Below are 19,613 nucleotides of genomic sequence, written 5' to 3' on the forward strand. Positions count from 1 at the left end.
TGGTCGATCCTCCAAGTTCAACGTCCAGTCCGCAATACCCCGTTCACGGACTGGACCTGGCACGGGGTGCCTTCGAAGCGGGTGCGCGGGTGTCAGACGGCGGGCGCCGCGGCGGCGATCCCGTACGGCATGTCGCGGTAGAGGACGGCCCGCTCGATCGCGCTCCAGGTCGTCGACGTGACGACGTACAGCGCGGCCGCGAGCGGCACCGCGGCGACGGTGAACAGCGTGAAGAACGACATCAGCGGCATGAACTTGGTCATCGCGCCCATCGCGCCCGCACCCGGCACCTGCGACTGCTGGTCGTCGGCCGGGCGGGCGGCCGCGGAGAGCTCCATCTGCCGCTTGGTGCGCCGGTAGTTGAAGGTCGCGACGGTGGCGACGAGGGCGAACAGCGCCACGTAGACCAGCCCCTGCGACCCGAAGAGCCCGCCGTGCCCGAGCGCGTCGGTGAACCGCCCGCCGAGCGGGGCCGCGCCGAGGGTGTGGCCGAGCAGGGCGTTGGGCTCGCCGCCGATGCTGCCGCTGGAGAACACGTGGTAGAGCAGGAAGAACGCCGGCATCTGGAACAGCATCGGGAAGCATCCCGACAGCGGGGAGACCTTCTCCTCGCGGTGCAGTTCCATGATCGCCTTCTGTAGCGCCTCCGGGTTCTTCTTGTGCTTCTTGCGCAGTTCGGCGATGCGCGGCTGGAGCTTGAGCTTCTCGCGCTGGCCGCGGGCGGCGGCCCGGGACAGGGGGTGGACGAGGAGGCGTACGAACGCGGTGAACAGGATGATCGCCGCGGCCGTCGCCGAGGCGTGGAAGAGCGGCTGGAGCAGGTCGGCGAGATGCGCGACCAGGTTCGCGAAGACAGACAGGAATGTCGACATGGGTGAGCCCTCCGGGGGTCTCGTCGTGCCGGAACGTCAGGGAGTTCGGCGTGACGGACTACGGACCCGGCGCGGAGAAGGGGCTCGGTGTCAGCAGGCCGTCGGGACGGGACGGCCGGGTGCTCGGGGCCTGGTGCGCCCCGACGCGTCGGGGTCGCGCTGCGGCAGGAACGCGGTGCGTTGTTCACGGTCGCGGATGGCCGTGCGCACGCGCGTGCGCGGCACGCTCGGCACGCAGCGCGCGGCGAGCAGGGTGCAGGCGGCGAGCGCGGAGCCCGCGGCGGCGGTCGCGGCGAGGGCGACGGCCCCGGCGAGGCTGCCGGTGTCGGCGAGCACGGCCTCGAGAAGGAGGAACAGCAGCAGTGCGGCGGGCCGCAGGGCCGTGGACCAGGCGCTGGTACGGGTCACGGGTGCCACGGGGCTTCCTCCTCTCTCGGCATTCTCACGATTCTCACGCCTACGGATACGCGTGCACGTTCCTGCCAGTTATACAGGCTCGGTCACGACCGGCTGAAGGAGCCGCCGGGGCCGGGCCAGCGCCCGGCTGACCGGATCGGCCGGGTCCGGGTCGAGCCCGGCGCCCGGCAGTATCTCGACGTCCTCCAGCGGTACGGGCCCGCCGCCGCACGTTGCGCACTCCCCCACGACGCCGAGGTCGGTGCCGCAGGGGGCGTGCCGGAACTCGCGCATCGGTTGCACGCCGGGCAGGCCGAGCCCCCACGCGCCGAGCGCCCGCAGCGCCGGCCACAGGTCGCGGCCGAGGGCGGTGACGACGTACTCGTCGCGCGGCGGCGCCTCCTGGTAGCGCCGCTTCTCCAGGACGCCCGCCTCGGTGAGCGCCTGCAGCCGGGCGGCGAGGACGGCGCGCGGGATGCCGAGGTGGACGAGGAAGTCGTTGTAGCGCCGGACGCCGTAGAGGGCGTCGCGGACGACGAGGAGCGTCCAGCGTTCGCCGACGATCTCCAGCGCGCGGGCGATGGAGCACTCCTGCGTCGCGTAGTCCTTGCCGAGAGCCATGCCCCCACTGTAGCCACTTTCCCCTTTCAAGGTTCATTGACCGAACCGACCGTGCTACGTTCATGTCACCCACTAAGTTCATTCACTGAACCCATGACTGGACGGGCCACCCATGCCGCAGCCACAGACGCGGACCGCACAGACCTCCCGGACTGTCGTTCCCGCCGCCCCCTCCGCTCCCGCTCCCACTCCCGTCCGCCCGGCCGCCACCCTGGCGATCACGAGCGTGGCGACGGCGGCGGCCCTCATGACGTACACCGCGCCGATGATCACGCTCGCCGACACGGCCGCGTCCCTGCGCACGGGTCTGTCCGCCCAGGCCTGGCTGCTCAACGGCATGCCGCTCGGCCTCGCCGCCCTGCTCCTCGTCGCGGGCAGCCTCGCCGACGACTACGGGCGCCGCCGCGCCTTCGTCCTCGGTACCGCGCTGCTCGGCGTGACGACGGCACTCGGTGCCCTCGCGACGAACACCCTGCTGTTCACGCTGGCCCGCGTCGCGCAGGGCGCCGCGGCCGCCGCGATCCTCGCCGCGAGTCTGGGGCTGCTCGTGCACGCGTTCCCGACTCCGGCGAGCCGGGTGCGGGCCACCGGCGTCTGGGGCGCGTGCGTCAGCGGCGGCATCGCGCTCGGTCCGGTCGTGGCGGGCGGCGTGGGAGACCTCGCCGGCTGGCGCTGGGTGTACGGGGTGCTGGCGGCGGTCACCTTGCTGGTGGCCGCGTGCGCGCCCCGCGCCCTGACCGAGTCCGCCTCGCCGCGCGGCGGCCGCCCCGACCTGCCCGGCGCGCTCACGCTCGGCCTCGCGCTGGTCGCCCTGCTGGCCGCGCTCACGCTGGGCCGGGACGGCTGGCTGCGCGCGCCCGTCGGCGTACTCCTCCTCTCGTCCGCCGTACTCCTGGTGGCCTTCGTGGCCGTGGAGCGGCGCGGCGCGAGCCCGATGCTGGACCTGTCGCTGCTGCGCCGCCCGCTCTTCCTCGCGTCGACGGCGGGAGCGCTGTTCACCGGGCTGTCCGTCATCGCGCTCTTCAGCTACGTCCCGACGCTCGTCCAGCACACGATGGGTGTGACCCCGATGGGCACGGCGGGGCTGTTCGCGCTGTGGTCCGGGATCTCGTTCGCGGTGGCACTGCAGGTGCGGCACCTGGCCGGCCGGGTCTCGCCGCGGCACCAGCTCGCGGCCGGGTTCGCGCTGCACGCGCTGGCCGTCGTCACCATGCTGGGCGCGGCGGGCTCGGGCCACTGGACACGCCTGGTCCCGGGGCTCGTCGTCTCCGGCGTCGGCAGCGGCCTGCTCAACGCGGCGCTGCCACGGCTCGCCGTCGAGTCGGTGCCGGGCGACCGCGCGGCGATGGGTTCGGGGGCCAACAACACGGCCCGCTACATCGGTTCGGCCGCCGGCGTGGCCCTGATGATCGCGGTCTCCACGGCGACGGGCACGGACCGCTCCGCGCTGGACCGGGGCACGAACGCGGCGTTCATCGCCTCGGGCGTCCTGGCGCTCGGCGCGGCGGCGTTGCTGCTGGCTCTGCGCGACCGGCGCCCGGGTCGCGGCGCGTAGTCGCCCGCGCCCGTCCGTCACCGCCTTCGCGCCTGCCCGGTGGCGGTTCGTCTCGCGGCTGCGGGAGCGTCGTGGCTGGTCGCGCAGTTCCCCGCGCCCCTGAAGCGAGCTTCGCTCGCTCGGGGGAAGCTGCGCGGAGCGCATGCTTCAGGGGCGCGGGGAACTGCGCGAAGCAGGACCACCGGCCCGCACCCGCGACCCAACACCCGCCCCGCAGACGCGAAGGCGATCAGGAGCGCGGGGCACTACGCGACCGGCCCCACACAAGTCACCCGGCAACCCCGGCAGGGCCCCGCGCCAGCACATCCTCGTCCGCCCGCTCATCCCGATCCCGGGGCCCCGCGTACGTAACCCCCACCGTCACCACCACATTCAGGGCCAGAGCAACGATCCCCGCGTTCATCCCGAACACCGGATCCCGCCCGCTGAACACCAGCCCGCACACAACCCCGACCCCCACGACAAGCCCGCTCACCGCTCCCACCAGACTCAGCCGCCGCCACACCAGCCCCACCAGCAGCATCGGTACGAGCTGCGCCATGCCCTCGTACGAGATGAGGGACAGCCGCACGAGGGTGTTCGGCGCGACGTACGTCAGCAAGAGCGCGAGCGCCCCGGCCACGACGACCACGACCTGCGCACCCCCCTTCCGCAGCCGCTCCCCACCGCCACGCCCGGCACTGGCACCGGCACTGGCACCCGCGCTCCGGGACAGCAGCGGCAGCACACTGCTCCCCCACATCGTCCCGATGACCAGCATGAACACAGCCATCGGCACGATCGACGAGAGCGCAGCGGCAACCCCGACCATGCCCACGACCCACGCGGGCAGGGAATCGACGACGAGCTTGAACAGTGCGAGGTTCGAGTCGGCCCCGGTGAGCCCCGGCACGACGAACAGCGCCGCCATCCCGAGGAACATCGGCACGAACAGCAGGATGTTGTACGCGGGCAGCCACACCGCGTTGCGCCGCAGCCCGTCCGCACTGCGCGCACCCAGGTACCCGGCGACGGTAGTCGGGAAGATGACGACGGTCAGAGCGTTCAGAAACGTCGTCGTGGCGAACCACCCTTCCCCGTACGGGCTTCCCCCGCTCCCCGGCAGCGTCAGCCACGCGCTCTTCTCCTCCACCAGCCGGTCGAGGAAGGGCCCGTACCCGTCGAAGTAGTGCAGTGGGACGTAGAACGCGAGGAAGGCGAGCGTCGCGATGACGAGAACGTCCTTCAGCACGGACACCCAGGCGCTCCCCCGCAGCCCGCTCACCACCACGAAGCCCGTGGTGACGGCGAAGCCGATGAAGTAGGCCCAGTTGAGGCTGATCGCGCCGTAGGAGATGGTCGAGACGACGACCCCCATGCCCGTGATCTGCAACTGGATGTACGGCAGCAGGAAGACGGTCACGAGGATCGCGACGGCGGCGCCCAGCCACGGCCGCCCGAACCGGTGGGCGACCATGTCGGTGATGGAGACGAGCCCGTGCCGGCGCGCGTAGGCCCAGAGCATCGGCCCGACCACGTATCCCACGGCGTAGCCGCACGACATGTAGGCGACGACGTACAGGACGGGCGCCCCGTAGTTGTAGCCCCAGCCCGCGGCGCCCAGGTACGAGAAGCTCGTGTATCCCTCGCCCGCCATCAGCACCCAGATGAACACGGCCCCGAGCGACCGCCCGCCCACCGACCACTCGGCGAGCCCGCCGCCCTTGCCCCTGCCGCGTACGGCGAGCAGTCCGAGCGCGACGGTGGCGACCATGAAGACGCCGAAGAGGGTGGTGGCGACGGCTCCGTCACTCATGACCGGCTCCTCCGCCCTGACCGGCTGCTCCACCCTGACCGGCTGCCTCGCGCGTCTTCCGGTCCCCGCGCCAGGTCAGCCACACGGCGACGGGCGTGAGGAGCGTCGCGGCGAGCAGCCACGCGAACAGGAAGGGCAGGCCGAGCACGACGGGTTCGACGCGGTTCACGAACGGGAGCGCGCCGATGTACAGCACGAAGGGCACGAGGAGCCAGAGGAGATGAGGCCGGTTGATCACGAGCATGGAGCCTAACGGGGCTTCATCCGGCTCAGCTTCCCCCACACCACCAGCCGGTACTTGGACGTGAACTCGGGCGTGCAGGTGGTGAGCGTGATGTAGTACCCGGCCGCGTCGTACCCGGCGGACGGCACGACCCGGCTCCTGGGCACCGGGTTGATGACACCGCCGTCGGACGCGGACGTCCGGCCGAGCGTCTTGTCGACGACGTACGTGTACGTGGCGCTCCTGGTCCGCACGGTGAGGGTGTCGCCGCGGCGCAGCCGGTTGATGTACCGGAACGGTTCGCCGTGCGTGTTGCGGTGCCCGGCGAGCGCGAAGTTCCCGGCGCTGCCCGGCTGGGCGGTGCCGGGATAGTGGCCCACGTACCCGTGGTTGAGGACGTTCGCCTTGCTGACGCCCTGGGCGACGGGCGCCCGCAGCCCGAGCCGCGGGATGGAGAGGATGGCGTAGGCCTGGTCCCAGCGGGGCGCGGGGGCGACCTGGTGGGCCCCCGCGTCGCCCTTGCCGGTGGGTTCGTCCGTGGGGGTGCCGGACGGGCTGACGGCGGGGTCGTCGGAGGCGTCGGAGGCATCGGGCTGATCGGTGGCCGGGACCTCGCCGTCCGGTGTCTGCTGCCACTCCCGCTCCAGGGCCTGCACCTTGTGCCCGGCGTCGGCCTTGGCCTGCCGGTTGGTCCACCACAGCTGATGCACGACGAGCAGGAGCAGCACGAGTCCGACGGTGACGGCGACTTCGGCGCCGTTCCACAGGACGCGGCCCGCCGTGGACCGCGGGGCCCTCTCGGCCCGCCGGACCGACCGGGTGTGTCGGGGCGGCCAGGCTCTTCGGGCGCGCCGGGTCCGTCGCCCCTGCGCCACCACACTGGGCCTGTCCTTACGCTGCAGCACGCGCGCAAGATAGATCGCGCGTCCTCAACTTGCCAGGCCCACAGCGCAATTGACCGTGCGCGCGCTACGGTGGGCCGCCATGAGTCCCCTCTGGCTGCTGGCCCTGATCCCGTTCCTCGCCGGACTGGCGCTGACGGCGGCGTTCGCCGTGCAGGTGGTCACGGAGGCCCTGCGCCGCAGCACGGGCACGGTGATCCAGGCGACGGTCACCGGTCACGTCGCCTCGCGCGAGGCCACGTACGCGGCTCTGCACCCGGTGGTCTCCTGGACGGACGCCGACGGCACCGCGCACGAACGCGCGCTGCCCGACGACGCCACCGCCCGCACCCTTCCCGAAGGCGCCCCCGTCCGCGTCCGCTTCGACCCGGCCCGCCCGGACCTGGCCTCACTCGACACGGACGCGCACTACCGGCAGGCGGTCACGGGCGTGTGCCTCGGCATGACCCTGTGGGTGGGCACGCTGATCGTGGTGATCTGGCGCATCGCCTACGTCCTGAACGACCTCAGGGACCACGTGAGCTGGCGCTACTGATCACCCACCGCGCTCTGCCCGATACGGGCGGTCCCACCAGGGCCGCGCGGCAGTACCGTGTCCTTCATGCGCCCCGACACGCCTGCCACGCCCGCCGAGAACGAGCACGCCGACCACGTAGCGGAAGCCGAGCGCCTGGAACGCACGGCGGCCATGTACCCCGAGGACGCGGAAGCGCTGCTCCTCCAGGCCGCGGCCCACTACGAACTGGCCGACGCCCGAGAGCGCGCGACGTCCCTCTACGACACCCTGCTCGCGTCGCCCGAGGCCCACGACCCCGCGCTGATCCGCGCCCTCAAGGCGGCGAACCTGTGGGAGTACGGCCACGACGCCGAGGCCCGCGCCATCATCACGGGCCTGCGCGCGGCGGCACCGCGCGACCCGGCGCCCTGGACGATCGTGGCGGAGTCCCTGGAGTCCCACGACGAGCTGGAGCAGGCCCACGAGACGTTCACGGAGGCGCTGGAACTCCTGATCCCGCCCTCGGAGCGCGACGCGGACACCGCCCCCGACCCCGGCTACGCCAAGCACCCCCTGATCCTGGGCCGCCACCGCGTCCGCCGCATGCTGGGCCAGGAGCACGACGCCTGGGACGCCCTCGCCGACCGCGTCAACCGCACCTCGGTCTCCCTCGACGAACTCCACGACCCGAAGCGCCTGTGGGCCCTCGGCTCCGAGAACCCGGCGGAACTCCAGGCCGAAATCGCCCGCCTCCGCGCTGAGTTGGGCTCGTACCGCGAGGCCCTGTCCCGCCCGTTCCCGGTGGCGGTCCTGCACTGGCCGTCGACGGAGTACGCGGAACTGCTGTCCGCCTATCCCTCGCTGGGCAGCGAATACCCGTCGTACGAGGCGCACTTGGCGTCGATAGAGGATTCCCTGCGCGAACTGTCGGCGTCGGGCACGGCGAACCTGGGCATCGTCACGGGCACGGTCCCGTCGTACGAGGCGTTCGCGGCATCAGAGGCCTCGTCCCCGGAGGACGTCTCCCTCCTCCCGCAGTACGCGACGACACTGGCGGCGCGAGGCCGCGCGGTGGCGTGGCCGCCGGCGCAGGATGCGGTGTGCTGGTGCGGGTCGGGGTCGGCGTACGGGGCTTGCCACGGAACTCCCGCCTGACGCTCTACGGATGGCTTCGGTTCTGGCGCCGATACAGGCTCGGCGCCAGACCGAGACTCCACCAAGCGTTGGCTATCCGGAGAGCTGAGACCAACGACGGTAGAGATCCACTGGGAGCGTGTGCTCCAGTTCCAACGTGAGTCGCATCGGCCGATCGTTCTCGTGAGTCACGTACGTGGCCGGGCCCACGTAGATGAACGACGGGGCGCCGAGCAGACCATCGGCCTTCTTCGACTCACGAACGAACAGATGCAGACTGCTACCGCGGGCCTCGTGGTTGATGTAGCGCTGGCCCGTCTCCTGGGTTATAGATGTACGACTCTGAGTCTCCCACTGGAAGCGTCTCGGACTGATCACGCGGTCCTCGTACCTGGTCGTCTCGGAGTAGTGCTTCTCAGACTTGACCAAGTCGATGAAGAACACGTCAGCTTGCTCCCCTTCGAACCACTTCACCCCCGTGGGCTGTCCCTTGTATTCGCCGCCGAACGCCGCCTCCGCCTCGGCCCTGGTGTAGTGGGCGTGGACGTGCAGAGGATTCGGTCCACCTGGATCGAGCGGGCGCGTGACTCGTTGCAGGCGCTCGCGAAGCTCGGGTACGAGTTGCTGCAGTTCCTCCTTACGCCGATGCTCTACCAGAATTCTTTCGGCGGCAGCCTCAACAGGGCTGGCAAGCAGAGCGTCGCCCCACAGAACGCTGTTGGCCATAGCGGCTAGCCGCCTCAGACGCTCTGTAGGCCAGTCTCGGACGCCAGCCTGCAACCCGTCCGGGCTCTTAGCCCCGGACAGTAGGCGGAGATAGGTCAGACGCTCAGGATCATCTATGTGCAGAGAGCGACGAAGGGCCTTGGAGAGTTCAGCGTCAGCCGGACCTGGCGGGGCCACGGCCATGCCTGCAGCGTCCCTCAATTCACTCCAGGTACCTCGTGAAGGTCGATACACATCCTCAATCTCGCTGGCCGTACCCTTCAGGAACTCACCCAGCGAGACGTCTCCCAGTCGCCTCAACTCAGCGACAGACTGCGCCCAACGCGGCTTCAGCGTGCGCTGAAGGCTATCGAGCACGTACTTCCTTGCCACACGATCCAGTTGGACAGCACAGCCGCTGGGGAGCGTCGGGAATCCCTGCTCCACCTCCCTGGCCACCTGCCGGTGAGTAGCCCCTGTCAGAGCACGCATCGACGGTTCGAACCGGAAGTCTGCGTGCTGAGCACCAATGAAGTCCAGCACGGTCAAGCTGGTCTTGTTCTCTGCATGCCGCAAGCCACGACCGAGTTGCTGCAAGAAGACGGTAGCGCTCTCCGTAGGGCGCAGCAGTATGACCGTGTCGACACAAGGGATATCAACACCCTCGTTGAATAGGTCCACAGTGAAAAGCGCCTTGATGCGTCCCTGGACAAGGTCCGACACCGCTTGCTCGCGCTCCCGCGGACTAGACTCTCCGGTCAACGCCTGGGACGGCAGGCCTGCTTGGGTGAACTTCTCTGCCATGTATCGAGCGTGGGCGACAGATACGCAGAAGCCGAGGGCGTGCATCGCGCGCGGGTCAAGCACCTTCTCGTGGAGTTCGTTCAGGATGATGCGCACACGGGCATCGTCTCCGGTGTACAGCTTCTCCAGCTCACGGGTCTGGTATCCGGTTCGACGACTGAAGCGCAAGCTACGAAGATCGGTCTCGTCATTTATGCCGAAGTAGTGAAACGGCACCAGCAGACCGCGCTCGACGGCCTCCCACAGCCTTAGATCGACTGCAGTACGCCCTTCGAACCACCGCGTGATGTCGTACTGATCGGTGCGCTCCGGGGTGGCTGTGAGGCCCAGCAGTTCTTTTGGATAAATATGGGTGAGAAGCTCCTCATACGTGCGAGCCCCGGCGTGATGGAACTCGTCGACGATCACCATGTCGAAGTGTTCCGGGTGCAGCCGCTTGTAACCAGAACTGGTCAGGGACTGAATCGAAGCGAAAACGTGACGCCATTCGTCAGGACGCTCACCCCCGACATACAAACCGCCAAATGCACCGTCTTTCAGTACGTGCCGGAAGACGGCTCGACTCTGCTTGAGGATCGAATCTCGATGCGCGACAAACAACAGGCTGTCCACCTTTCCTGCCTGCCGCAGCGCCCGATAGTCAAGAGCAGAGACGACGGTCTTTCCCGTACCAGTCGCCATGACTACAAGGTTGCGGTGGCGATCGTGTAGTTCCCGCTGCGCCTGCAGTTCGTCCAATACCTCCCGCTGGTGAGGGTGGGGCTGAATATCGAACGGGGCGAGTTCGATTGGCAGCTGAGCCGGGCCACTTCGCTCGGTATTCAATGCATCGGCAAGCCGATTTCGGTCCCGTTCGCTCTGCGGGTCGTACAGCTCGAACGCCGGGTCCGCCCAGTAATCCTCGAACGTATCCGTAATCGATGTAACGAGCGTAGGGGACTCCAATTGAGATAGGCGAACATTCCACTCCAATCCGTCGACAAGAGCAGCCTTCGACATGTTGGAAGACCCGACATAGGCGGTTGAGGTACCACTCTCGCGATGAAAGTGCCACGCCTTGGCGTGCAGCCGCGTTGCTTGCGTCTCATACGAGATCCGCACCTCGGCGCCGAGTTCAGCCAGCGCATCAACGGCCCGCTGATCCGTAGCGCCCATATACGTCGTTGTGATGACGCGCAGGCGCTTGCCGCGACGACGTACATCCTTGAGTTTCCCCAACAAGAGCCTCAGACCGGACCACTTGATGAAGGCACAAATCAGATCGACGCGGTCGGCCGATTCCAACTCCCGCTGAAGCGCATGCCCCACGCTCTCTCTTGACCGGTTGGCAAAGAGCGCGCTGGCCGCCAGCGGAACATGAGGGCGTTCGGGGAAGACCTTCTCACCGGGCAACGGCGCTCGGTCTGCGACAGCCAGAAGCAGGTCTCTCGTGAGAGCGACTGCATCCTCGTCCCCAACCTGCATCGGCGAAAGACGCCCCAGTTCCTCAACGATCCGATTGATCGCTGCAACCTGGTCCACCAACCTCTGAGCAGCCCCATCGGAACCTCGCTGCTTAGAGTGCGCTCGCAGCGTCCGACGGACCAGATCCCCGACATAGCGACCCAAGATTTCAGGAGCGTCTTCCGGATCCAGAGGTTCGCGCTGGACCCGCCCCTCACCGGCCGCCTCGACCGTGCGTTGGTCGAGTTCATTGGTGACAATGTGCTCGTAGAGGCCAGGGGTAAGTCGTCTAGGCATGAGTGCACTGTAGAGGCGGAGACTGACACTGCCTTCGGTAACTACCGATCTCAGTCTGCCGCTTGAGGTGCCTGGCACGGTATGACCAGCATGTACCGTGAGGCGCAACGTGTCATCTACGAGCCTTCGCGATCAAAGCGCGTCTCGACGCACTGGAGGAGCTCATCCGTGTCGTGACCATGAGCGCGAGCCCAGCAGAGTAGGTCCGTAATCAAAGCGGCTGCTGCCTGCATGTCCACTGGTCCAGCCAACCTGTGCCGCTGCAGCAACTCCTCAGCTCGGTCGACGGCCGCACTACGGACGTGCCCTCCCGCAGCATCGATTCCGGTGGCCAGCTCACACCACATCACCTTGCGGTCGGACCTGACGAGCACACCCCACCTGTGGGCCACCGCATCCAGCATCCTGATGCCGCGCCCACTCTCGTCATCGTTCGCCGCATGGACAAGTGTCGGCAAGACTCGAAGATCCGGGTCTTGAACCTCCATACGAAGGTAGACGCCGTTCATCAGTAGACCCAGTTCGGTGGGTGTACCGGCGCCAACGTGCGTGATGACGTTGGAGACCATCTCCGTCACGCACAGTTGAGCGGAGTCGACGAGGTCGTGCAGGCCCCAGCGCATGAGGTGTAGCCGCACGATCCGGCGCAGGCCGGCCAGTTCCTCGGGCTCGGCGATGAAGGCCAGCTCCCATGGCTTTCGGAACACACAGTCCTGCTGGAGCACAGTCTCGTCCTCTCCGTAGAGGTGCAACAACTCCCGCCTCAGGGCTGCGAGTTCGTCGCCGCCCCCACAACACAGCGTGACCGCATCCGATCCCTTCTTGCAATTTGCAGAACGGGATTCCCACTAACGAGTGATTGGCAGGCATGCCTCTTGGCGCGGAGACTGAGGCCGGCTAGCAGGGAGGTGTCGAGATGGCTGGATCTCCGACCGCACGACGTCGGCGGCTTTCGATCGAGCTGAAGAAGCTCCGCGAAGCCAGTGGGCTGACCTGCGCCCAGGTGGGTGCGGCAGTGGACTGGAGCGGTTCCAAGGTGAACCGGATGGAGACCGGCCATGGCCGTGTGCAGCCATCCGACGTCGACGCGTTGTGTCGGCTCTACGAGACCAGCGACGAGATGCGCGACTTCCTCAAGTCGCTTGCTCGGCAGGCCAAGACGAAGGGCTGGTGGCAGATCCACGGCTCGGGAGTGCCCGAGTGGTTCAACATCTACATCGGGCTGGAGCAGGAAGCTTCGTCGTTCCGGCAGTACCAGTGCGAACTCATTCCCGGCCTCATGCAGACGGCCGCCTACATGACCGAACTGCACGTCGCTGGTTCGCACATGACGCCGAACGACTCAGAGCGAGCGATCCGCGTACGTCAGGAGCGCCAGGAGATGCTGTCGCGGGCGAACGCCCCGGACTCTTGGTTCATCATGAGCGAGGGCGCGCTCCGGAACGTCGTAGGCGACCGCGCTGTCATGCGTGAACAGCTCGAACACCTACTGAATGTCGCCCAATTGATGTCGCTCACTCTGCAAGTGCTTCCGTTCGACTCGGGTACGCGACCGGTGCCGGGCTCGTTCACGATCCTCGACTTCCCCGACCAAGAGGACCCAGCCGTCGTCTATCGGGACGGCATCACCGATGCCATCTACCTCGAAGGGGACCATCATGTCCGTGAATACACGCGAGCCTTCGATGGGTTGATGGCAGCCGCCTTGAGCCCACAACGCTCTCTTCTACTGATCAAGAACATGATCAAGGAGTACGCAGGATGACCACGGACCACCCCGAGAGCTCGGCCCTTTCGGAAGCTCCAGAACAACTCCGCTGGCTCAAGTCGTCGTACAGCAACGGCGCTGGAGGCGAGTGTGTCGAGTGCGCCATCGGCGCAGGTGGGGAGGTGCTTGTGCGCGACTCAAAGCGGGCGGATGGACCGACTCTCACTGTCGAAGACCGCACTTGGGCCTGCTTCCTGAGCGGTCTCGGCGTGGGGTAGGCGGGACCGGCGCCTTGCACCGGTGGGGTGGTTCCGGTGGTCGAAGTCGGTTGCGGGCCGGTGGGTTTTCCTGGATTGCTTGGCTGGTGCCGGTGGGTGGCTGCTGATGCCTCCCCTACCTACCGCCTCTGGCTGACGGGCCGTTGGGGCTGGCTTTCGTCGGCTTGGGATTCGTTGGGGACAGGGCGCGGGTCAGCCGGGCAGGCAGGCCTTCGGTGGGCTAGCGCCGCAGATTGTGGTGGGGCGAGTGCGCGTTGGCTGGGGGTGAGGTCTCAACTCTGGTTGGGCTACCGAGAGTTGCTTCCCTAGGCAGAGATTGCCTGTTCTGCCCCTCTCGTGTCACTCTCCGTCTACACAACTTCACGCACAGGCGACCCCCGCGAGGCGGCAACCTCCGGGGGCCTGGCACAAGGAGCAGCAACTCCCCATGCAGATTCATCGTATCCCTCGGCATGCGCGGGACTTCACCGTCATCGCCAACAAAGCCATCCGCGATCCGCGGCTCTCGCACACCGCTCGCGGCATCCTCGTCTACGTTCTGTCGCTGCCCAGCGGCTCCCCGGTCAACGTCCGGACCCTCAGTGACGGCTTTCCTCAGGGGCGGCTCGCTGTCTCCAAGGCCGTAAAGGAACTGCGGGAGTTGGGGTACTGGGTCACCCGGACCGAGCGGGACTCTCGTAGCAAGCGGATCATCTCCAGTGTCGAGGTGTACGAGCTGCCCGAGCTGCGCGGTTCTACGAGCGTCGGCGAGCCGGTTCCCGGGCGGGTGGGAACCGGGGACTCGGGCGCGAAATCCCCTGGCGGGGAGGACTTCTCCAAGGACGGGAGGAAGGACCCTCCCCTCCCTCCCGCCGAAGTCCAGGCTGAGGCTGAGGCTCAGGTCGCGGCCGAGCCCGGGGCCGAACCAGCCCGGGATCCGCGAGCCGCCGAAAGTGCCCACATCCTGTGGCGGCTCGGGACCGTCGACGCTCGGCTGCGGTTGTCCGAGCGGAGTGTGCGGGAGCTGGTGCCCGAGGTGTGTGACTGGCTCGATCGGGGGGCCTCGGCCGCCCAGATCATCGATGCCGTCAGCGCCGGGCTGCCCGCCAAGGTGTACTCGGCCGCGCGGCTCGTCGGTGATCGGCTCGCCCGGAAGCGGCCTGAGCGGAAGCGGGCCTGGCGGGCGGTCGTCGACTGTCCTGAGTGCCGGGATCCGTTGCCTTGGGGGCAGGAGGGCGGGGTGTGTCGGGAGTGTGCCGCCGCCGGGGCCGCGGAGCAGCTCCCCGCCGGCGGTGATGGCTGCGGTGAAGTGCGGCGGATCCTGCGGGAGCGGGAGCGAGGGTCGTGGGGAGGCCGGCTTCCGGTAGGGGTTGTGTGACCGTGTGCGGCTGCTCTGACCAGGCATGCTGTCTCTTGAGCAACGTAGAGACGTAAACGGTGCAGAGAACGGCGCAACGGCAAGGAGCGACATGGGGGTGCACGTCAGTCTCGTACGTGTCACGCAGCGCGGTACGAGTTCGAAGGGGCGCAGGGTGGAGTATCTGGCGTCCGTAGGGCGGTCCGGTGACACGTTCGCCGGGCTGTGTGCGCGGAGTGAGCTGCCGATGCTGCGTCGCGTGGACCCGTACAACAGCCAGATCCTGACCGCGCGGGACATGCCGCAGTTCATCTCGGAACTCGAAGCCACGCGGGCGGGCAGCGCGGGCCAGGACGTGGGGGTAGCAGGACTGCTCGACGACCTGCTCGGCCTGGCCCGGCGCTGCGCCTCCCAGGCGGGGCTGGAAGTCCATCTGGACGGCGATTAAGCGGGCCGCAGCCCGACTACCGCGCGAACTGCGGGTCCTTCGCCTGGTTGTAGATCTGCTTGCCCGATGCGTCGTACGCGTGGACGTACGGGGTCGGGCCGAAGTAGTGCTTCCCCTGTGGGGTGTTCGGGGTGATGGTCGCCGCGTAGGTGAAGGCGCCGCCTGCCAACTTCGCCGGGTACTCCTGCGGCTTCTCGCCGTAGCTGATGGTGATCTTGGCTACGGCGGCGGTGTAGTGGCCGGCGCCGTACATGAGGTACTGGCCCTTGGTCGCGGGTTCCATCGCGGAGTCGAAGTACGAGATCGTGCGGCCCTCGCCCCACAGGCGGTTGTTGATGAAGGTGGGCGGGGAGTTCGGGGTCGTCCCCTTGCCGTTCTTCGCCTGGCACTGGACGTACTGGCCGGCCGAGTCGACAGCTACCAGGACGCCGTCCGTGGTCTGTGAGGGCGTGGGGACGCTGATCGCGTTCACCACGTGGAACTTCGACGCGGCCGCGCCCAGGCAGGAGTTGAGGATGCCGGTGGCGGTGACGGTGGCGATGGGGGGTGTGGTCGCCGAGGTGACGGTGAAGGCCGACTCGGTGGAGTTGGCGGGTGCCGTGGACGGTGTGCCGGGGCTCGGTGTCGCGGAGGGGGACGGGTTGCCGCCGGGGCGAGCGGTCTCGGTGGCCTGCGGCCCGGCGTCGCCGGTTCCGCCGAAGGCCGCCACCGCCGCCAGGCTCACCGCCGTCACACCCGTCGCCACCGCCAGCGGCACTCCCCATCTGCGGCGCAGCGAGGTGCTGTTGTCGTTCTCCCGGGGGTCTTCGGGGTCGATCTTCATCAGAAGCTCCTCTCGCAGCCGCCGGTGGTCCGGCAGATCACGATCGGAAGGAGCCGCAGGAATGCCCTGCTTGTCATTCATCGTGCGACTTCCTTCGCGTGGATGGGGTTCTGGGGACTGAACGGAGCTGGTGCGGCGGCCGCGTCGGCCAGGTCGGCGCCCAGTCGTCGTCGGGCGCGGTGCAGTCTGGACTTCACCGTTCCGACCGCCACCTTCAGCACTGCCGCGGCCGCCTGCTGGTCCAGGCCCGACCACACGCACAGCTCGATGACCTCGCGCTCGTGGCGCGGCAGCCTGGCCAGCGCCCGGTGAATCTCCGACATGCGGCGCTCGTCGTCGACCTGGCCCGCGACGCCCTCCGCGTGGTCGCCCACCGGTTCGTCGTGCGAGACGAGGCGGCGCAGCAGTGCCTCGGCGCGTCTCAGCCGCCGTCTGGTGTTCGACAGCAGGCCGTCGGCGACGCCGAGCAGCCACGGCAGCGCCGAGTCGCGGTCGAGGACCGTCTCCGAGCGTCTGCGCCAGGCGTGCAGAAACACGGTCGACGTGAGGTCTTCGGCCTCGGCCCAGTCGGCCGTCCGCCGGAACAGGTAGTTGTAGACGGCCTTCCCGTGCCGGTCGAAGATCTGGCCGAACGCCTGCCGGTCGCCGTCGACGGCTCTGGCCCACAGCTCTCGGTCGGATGTCCCCCTGCCCGGTGCGGTGGGATCAGCGTCGTTCAGTTCCATGCTCTGTACGTGTCCGGCACCCCGGCGAAGGTTCCCGTCGATCCTGTCGGTCTTGTCGGTCCCGTCGGTCTTGTCGGTCCCGTCGGTCCTGTCGATCCCGTCGGTCTCGTCGATCCCGTCGATTTCTCCCCCCGCGCGTCTCCCCTCGAAGATCCCCATGGTCCCGGACGGCTCGTGTGCCCGAACCGCTTACCCCCTCGCTCTGGAAGCCGTACGTTTCTTCACGGGGCAGAAGGTCGGTTTAGGCGATGTGTGAAGGAGGGCGCTCGTGTGGGGCGTCGACCATGTCGTGAGTTTCCGGCGCGAAGTGACGGCCTTCGAGAGGTGTGCGGCGGGTTGGGAGGGGCGTGACGTTCCGCTGGTTCCGGGGTGCCCCGGGTGGTCCGTGGCGGATCTCGTACTGCACCTGGGGGCCACGCACCGGCGGGTCATTCACATCGCCGGGGCCGACCGCGTGGAACCGCCCGAGGCGCTCGGGGATCCGGAGTTGCTGCGGTTGCCCGCCGAGCGGTCGGGGTGGCCCGAGCCCGGCGGCGGGCCTTCGCTCGGGAAGATGCCGAGCGGGCTGCTCGACTGGTTCCGGGACGGGGCCGACCGGCTGGAGAAGGTGTTCACCGCCCGGGATCCCGGAGAGACGGCGTGGTCGTGGGCGGCCGGGCAGGGCGAGTCGGGGGCCGATTCGTTCGGCGGGCGGACCGTCGGGTTCTGGCTGCGGCTGCAGACCATCGAGGCCGCCGTGCACCGGTGGGACGCCGAGTCCGCCGCCGGAGGAGTGCCCTCGCCCGTGGACACCTGGCTCGCCGCCGACGCCGTCAGCCACGCCTTCGAGGTGATGGCTCCGGCACGGCGGGCCTGGGGGCAGGTGCCGGGCGGGCAGGGCGAGCGGCTGCGGTTCAAGCAGGCGGACGGGTTCCGTACGTGGGTCGTGCAGGTCGACCCCGAGGATGTGCTGCTCAACCAGGGCAGCGGGTGCTGCCTCGTCGAGCTGGCGGGCTCGGTGTCCGATCTGATGCTGCATCTGTGGCAGCGCGTCCCACGGACGGCGCTGGGCGTGCGCGGCGACGAGTCGCTGCTCGACCGGTACTTCCCCTCCCCCGCGCCGTGGACGTCGGGCGGCGCCGCCGGGTACTGCCCGGATCCCGGCGGTGAGGGGGCCGGGCGGCGCTGAGGGCCGAGTGACCCCGCGCACAGTCCACGCCCCGTCGGCCGCGCCCCGAGGCGCGCGGCGTAACCTCGCAAACGGCGCCAAGCCGCGCCAGTCAGCGCATTGCCGGGCATCCGGCCCGGCGGTCCGTCCACCAGGAGACTCCATGGCCCGCACGCTCCCCACCGCCCCGATCGCCGCCGCCGGCCTCATCGGCGGCTACGCCACCGCCCGCTTCACCAAGAAGCGGCCGCTGGGCGGGGCCGTGCTCGCCGTCGCCGGTGCGGCCGCCGCCACGCAGTGGACCAAGGTGCGGGGCGGGAAGGTCGCCGGGGCACTGACCGGGGCGTACGTCGCCGCGTTCGCCGGGTCGCACCCGCTCGCCAAGAAGGTCGGCGCCTGGCCCGCCGTCTTCGGGGTCGCCGGGGCCGTCGCCGCCGCGTCGTACGTCGTCGTGGACCGCAAGGCCTGAGCAGGCCTGGGCCCAGCCGCTCAGGGGCGGTGGGCCAGGACGTTCACCACCCGGCCCTGCGGGTCCCGTACGAAGAAGCGGCGGACGCCCCACTCCTCGTCCCGCAGGGCGTGGACGATCTCGGCGCCCGCCGACCGGAACGCCTCGTACGCCGCGTCCACCTCCGTCACGTCGCCCAGTTCCACGCTCAGGTCCGGGACCACCGGCGCCGTCGCGTCGTGCGTGAGGAACGAGACCTGGGCCGTGGGGTGGGTGGGCGACGCCATCGTCATGATCCAGCCCTGGTGCATGACCTGCTCGAAGCCCAGCGTGCCGTAGAAGTCGCGGTTCGCCTCCAGGGAGTCCTGGGAATCCTGGGGATCCCGGCAATCCCGGGACTTCTCGCCTTCCGGCACCTGTACGTTCGGGACCACTCTGCGAATGTCGGTCATGGCGTCATCATGGCGGTCATCGCCCCCGGAACGTGGTCCGGTACGCGCCCGGCGACACCCCCACCAGCCGCTGGAAGTGCTGGCGCAGCGAGACGCCCGTACCGAAGCCGGTCTCCGTCGCGACGCGGTCCACCGTGTGGTCCGTCCGCTCCAGCAACTCCCTTGCCCTGTCGACGCGTTGATGCGCCAGCCAGGTCATGGGGGTCATGCCCGTCTCCTCGCGGAAGCGCCGGTTGTACGTGCGGACCGACATGCCGTCGCGGGACGCAAGCTCCGCGAGGGTCAGGGGCTCGGACAGGCGCGTCAGCGCCCACGCCCGGGACGCCGATGTCGACGTCAACCCCGTTTCCTCCACCGGGCGTTGGATGTACTGCGCCTGTCCGCCCTCCCGGTACGGGGGCACCACCGTGCGCCGCGCGACCTCGGCCGCGACCGCCGAGCCGTGGTCCGCCCGGATCATGTGCAGGCACAGGTCGATGCCCGCGGCCTCGCCCGCCGAGGTCAGCACCCGGCCCTCGTCCACGTACAGGACGTCCGCGTCGACCGTGACCCGCGGGAACGTACGGGCGAAGCGCGCCGACGACATCCAGTGCGTCGTCGCCCGGCGGCCGTCCAGCAGACCCGCCGCCGCCAGCACGAACGCGCCCGTGCAGATGGACGCCACCCGGCCCCGGGACGCATCGACGGCCTGCGCCAGCTCGGCTTCCAGCGCGCCGGGTCGCAGGGACTCGTCCAGCTCGTGCGAGGCCGGGACCAGGACCGTGTCCGCCGCCGCCACCGTCTCCAGTCCGTGCTCCGCGTAGATGGGGAAGTCGGCGTCCGTACGCACCTTTCCCGGCCGGGGCGCGCACGTACGGACGTCGTAGAGCAGCTCGCCCGTCGACGGGTCGCGGGCCGTGCCGAACAGCTGGTGGACCAGGCCCAGTTCCATGGGCAGGACGCCGTCTCTGACGAGGACCGCCACCGAGTGGGCGGTGTCACGGGTACGTCGCGTGCTCATGGGGC

The 19,613-nt window shown here is 69.1% G+C and carries 21 protein-coding genes; 9 read left to right on the top strand and 12 right to left on the bottom strand.

Features of this window, described 5'->3' with window-relative positions:
- Positions 1–92: 92 nt before the first annotated feature.
- From B072_RS0120210 to B072_RS0120220, 3 genes are all read right to left on the bottom strand, one after another.
- Positions 93–872 carry a YidC/Oxa1 family membrane protein insertase gene (locus B072_RS0120210; protein ID WP_018531788.1) on the bottom strand — a complete coding sequence of 260 codons (780 nt, stop codon included), beginning with the start codon at positions 870–872 and terminating at the stop codon, positions 93–95.
- Between the two features lie 90 nt (positions 873–962).
- Positions 963–1,289, bottom strand: a complete 327-nt coding sequence (locus B072_RS0120215) for a DUF6412 domain-containing protein (protein ID WP_018531789.1) — start codon at positions 1,287–1,289, stop codon at positions 963–965.
- A gap of 69 nt (positions 1,290–1,358) precedes the next feature.
- Positions 1,359–1,889, bottom strand: a complete 531-nt coding sequence (locus B072_RS0120220; RefSeq protein ID WP_018531790.1) for a winged helix-turn-helix transcriptional regulator — start codon at positions 1,887–1,889, stop codon at positions 1,359–1,361.
- Positions 1,890–2,001: 112 nt separating this feature from the next.
- On the opposite strand from B072_RS0120220, the gene B072_RS0120225 reads away from it, so the two are divergent.
- Positions 2,002–3,444, top strand: coding sequence for an MFS transporter (locus B072_RS0120225; protein WP_026246063.1), 1,443 nt, complete (start codon positions 2,002–2,004; stop codon positions 3,442–3,444).
- A gap of 268 nt (positions 3,445–3,712) precedes the next feature.
- Here the strand turns inward: B072_RS0120225 and B072_RS0120230 are convergent, their stop codons facing one another.
- The 3 genes from B072_RS0120230 to B072_RS0120240 are packed head-to-tail and all read right to left on the bottom strand — an operon-like array spanning position 3,713 to position 6,229.
- Positions 3,713–5,239, bottom strand: coding sequence for a sodium:solute symporter family protein (locus B072_RS0120230; protein ID WP_018531792.1), 1,527 nt, complete (start codon positions 5,237–5,239; stop codon positions 3,713–3,715).
- Complete coding sequence (locus tag B072_RS0120235; protein ID WP_018531793.1) at positions 5,232–5,483, bottom strand: DUF3311 domain-containing protein; 252 nt, start codon at positions 5,481–5,483, stop codon at positions 5,232–5,234. Before B072_RS0120235 ends, B072_RS0120230 begins: the two co-directional genes overlap by 8 nt.
- Before the next feature lie 5 nt (positions 5,484–5,488).
- Entirely contained in the window at positions 5,489–6,229 is a 741-nt protein-coding gene (locus B072_RS0120240; RefSeq protein ID WP_051127241.1) for a class E sortase, read from the bottom strand.
- A gap of 217 nt (positions 6,230–6,446) precedes the next feature.
- Between B072_RS0120240 and B072_RS0120245 the strand changes: the two genes are divergently transcribed.
- Both B072_RS0120245 and B072_RS0120250 read left to right on the top strand, forming a co-directional pair.
- Positions 6,447–6,899 carry a DUF3592 domain-containing protein gene (locus B072_RS0120245; protein WP_018531795.1) on the top strand — a complete coding sequence of 151 codons (453 nt, stop codon included), beginning with the start codon at positions 6,447–6,449 and terminating at the stop codon, positions 6,897–6,899.
- Positions 6,900–6,965: 66 nt separating this feature from the next.
- On the top strand, positions 6,966–8,015 hold the full coding sequence (locus tag B072_RS0120250) for an SEC-C domain-containing protein (protein ID WP_026246064.1): 1,050 nt from the start codon (positions 6,966–6,968) through the stop codon (positions 8,013–8,015).
- Positions 8,016–8,087: 72 nt separating this feature from the next.
- Here the strand turns inward: B072_RS0120250 and B072_RS0120255 are convergent, their stop codons facing one another.
- Both B072_RS0120255 and B072_RS0120260 read right to left on the bottom strand, forming a co-directional pair.
- A complete protein-coding gene (locus B072_RS0120255; protein ID WP_026246065.1) occupies positions 8,088–11,243 on the bottom strand; it encodes a DUF3427 domain-containing protein in 3,156 nt (1,051 codons plus the stop codon).
- Positions 11,244–11,359: 116 nt separating this feature from the next.
- Entirely contained in the window at positions 11,360–11,968 is a 609-nt protein-coding gene (locus B072_RS0120260; RefSeq protein ID WP_026246066.1) for an ATP-binding protein, read from the bottom strand.
- A gap of 191 nt (positions 11,969–12,159) precedes the next feature.
- Between B072_RS0120260 and B072_RS0120265 the strand changes: the two genes are divergently transcribed.
- The 4 genes from B072_RS0120265 to B072_RS0120275 all read left to right on the top strand — a co-directional run bounded on the left by B072_RS0120265 (position 12,160) and on the right by B072_RS0120275 (position 15,013).
- Positions 12,160–13,008: a helix-turn-helix domain-containing protein gene (locus B072_RS0120265; RefSeq protein WP_026246067.1), complete on the top strand. Its 849-nt coding sequence runs from the start codon at positions 12,160–12,162 to the stop codon at positions 13,006–13,008.
- Positions 13,005–13,229 carry a DUF397 domain-containing protein gene (locus B072_RS46595; protein WP_078506498.1) on the top strand — a complete coding sequence of 75 codons (225 nt, stop codon included), beginning with the start codon at positions 13,005–13,007 and terminating at the stop codon, positions 13,227–13,229. Before B072_RS0120265 ends, B072_RS46595 begins: the two co-directional genes overlap by 4 nt.
- Positions 13,230–13,656: 427 nt before the next feature.
- On the top strand, positions 13,657–14,586 hold the full coding sequence (locus B072_RS0120270; RefSeq protein ID WP_018531801.1) for a hypothetical protein: 930 nt from the start codon (positions 13,657–13,659) through the stop codon (positions 14,584–14,586).
- A 91-nt stretch (positions 14,587–14,677) separates the two neighbouring features.
- Positions 14,678–15,013: a hypothetical protein gene (locus tag B072_RS0120275; RefSeq protein ID WP_018531802.1), complete on the top strand. Its 336-nt coding sequence runs from the start codon at positions 14,678–14,680 to the stop codon at positions 15,011–15,013.
- 16 nt (positions 15,014–15,029) lie between these two features.
- Here the strand turns inward: B072_RS0120275 and B072_RS0120280 are convergent, their stop codons facing one another.
- Complete coding sequence (locus B072_RS0120280; RefSeq protein WP_018531803.1) at positions 15,030–15,836, bottom strand: hypothetical protein; 807 nt, start codon at positions 15,834–15,836, stop codon at positions 15,030–15,032.
- 77 nt (positions 15,837–15,913) lie between these two features.
- Positions 15,914–16,561: an RNA polymerase sigma factor gene (locus tag B072_RS0120285; protein WP_026246068.1), complete on the bottom strand. Its 648-nt coding sequence runs from the start codon at positions 16,559–16,561 to the stop codon at positions 15,914–15,916.
- A gap of 307 nt (positions 16,562–16,868) precedes the next feature.
- On the opposite strand from B072_RS0120285, the gene B072_RS43580 reads away from it, so the two are divergent.
- Together B072_RS43580 and B072_RS0120295 are read left to right on the top strand one after the other, a co-directional pair.
- The gene (locus B072_RS43580) at positions 16,869–17,729 is read left to right on the top strand and encodes a maleylpyruvate isomerase family mycothiol-dependent enzyme (RefSeq protein WP_234018891.1); all 861 of its coding nucleotides are present in this window, start codon (positions 16,869–16,871) and stop codon (positions 17,727–17,729) included.
- Between the two features lie 142 nt (positions 17,730–17,871).
- Entirely contained in the window at positions 17,872–18,177 is a 306-nt protein-coding gene (locus B072_RS0120295) for a hypothetical protein (RefSeq protein ID WP_018531806.1), read from the top strand.
- 20 nt (positions 18,178–18,197) lie between these two features.
- On the opposite strand, the gene B072_RS43585 is transcribed toward B072_RS0120295, so the two are convergent.
- Both B072_RS43585 and B072_RS0120305 read right to left on the bottom strand, forming a co-directional pair.
- Positions 18,198–18,608 carry a VOC family protein gene (locus tag B072_RS43585; protein ID WP_018531807.1) on the bottom strand — a complete coding sequence of 137 codons (411 nt, stop codon included), beginning with the start codon at positions 18,606–18,608 and terminating at the stop codon, positions 18,198–18,200.
- 16 nt (positions 18,609–18,624) lie between these two features.
- Positions 18,625–19,608, bottom strand: coding sequence for a GlxA family transcriptional regulator (locus B072_RS0120305; RefSeq protein WP_018531808.1), 984 nt, complete (start codon positions 19,606–19,608; stop codon positions 18,625–18,627).
- Between the last annotated feature and the right edge of the window lie 5 nt (positions 19,609–19,613).

The organism is Streptomyces sp. HmicA12, assembly GCF_000373565.1.
In the GTDB taxonomy this organism is placed as follows: domain Bacteria; phylum Actinomycetota; class Actinomycetes; order Streptomycetales; family Streptomycetaceae; genus Streptomyces.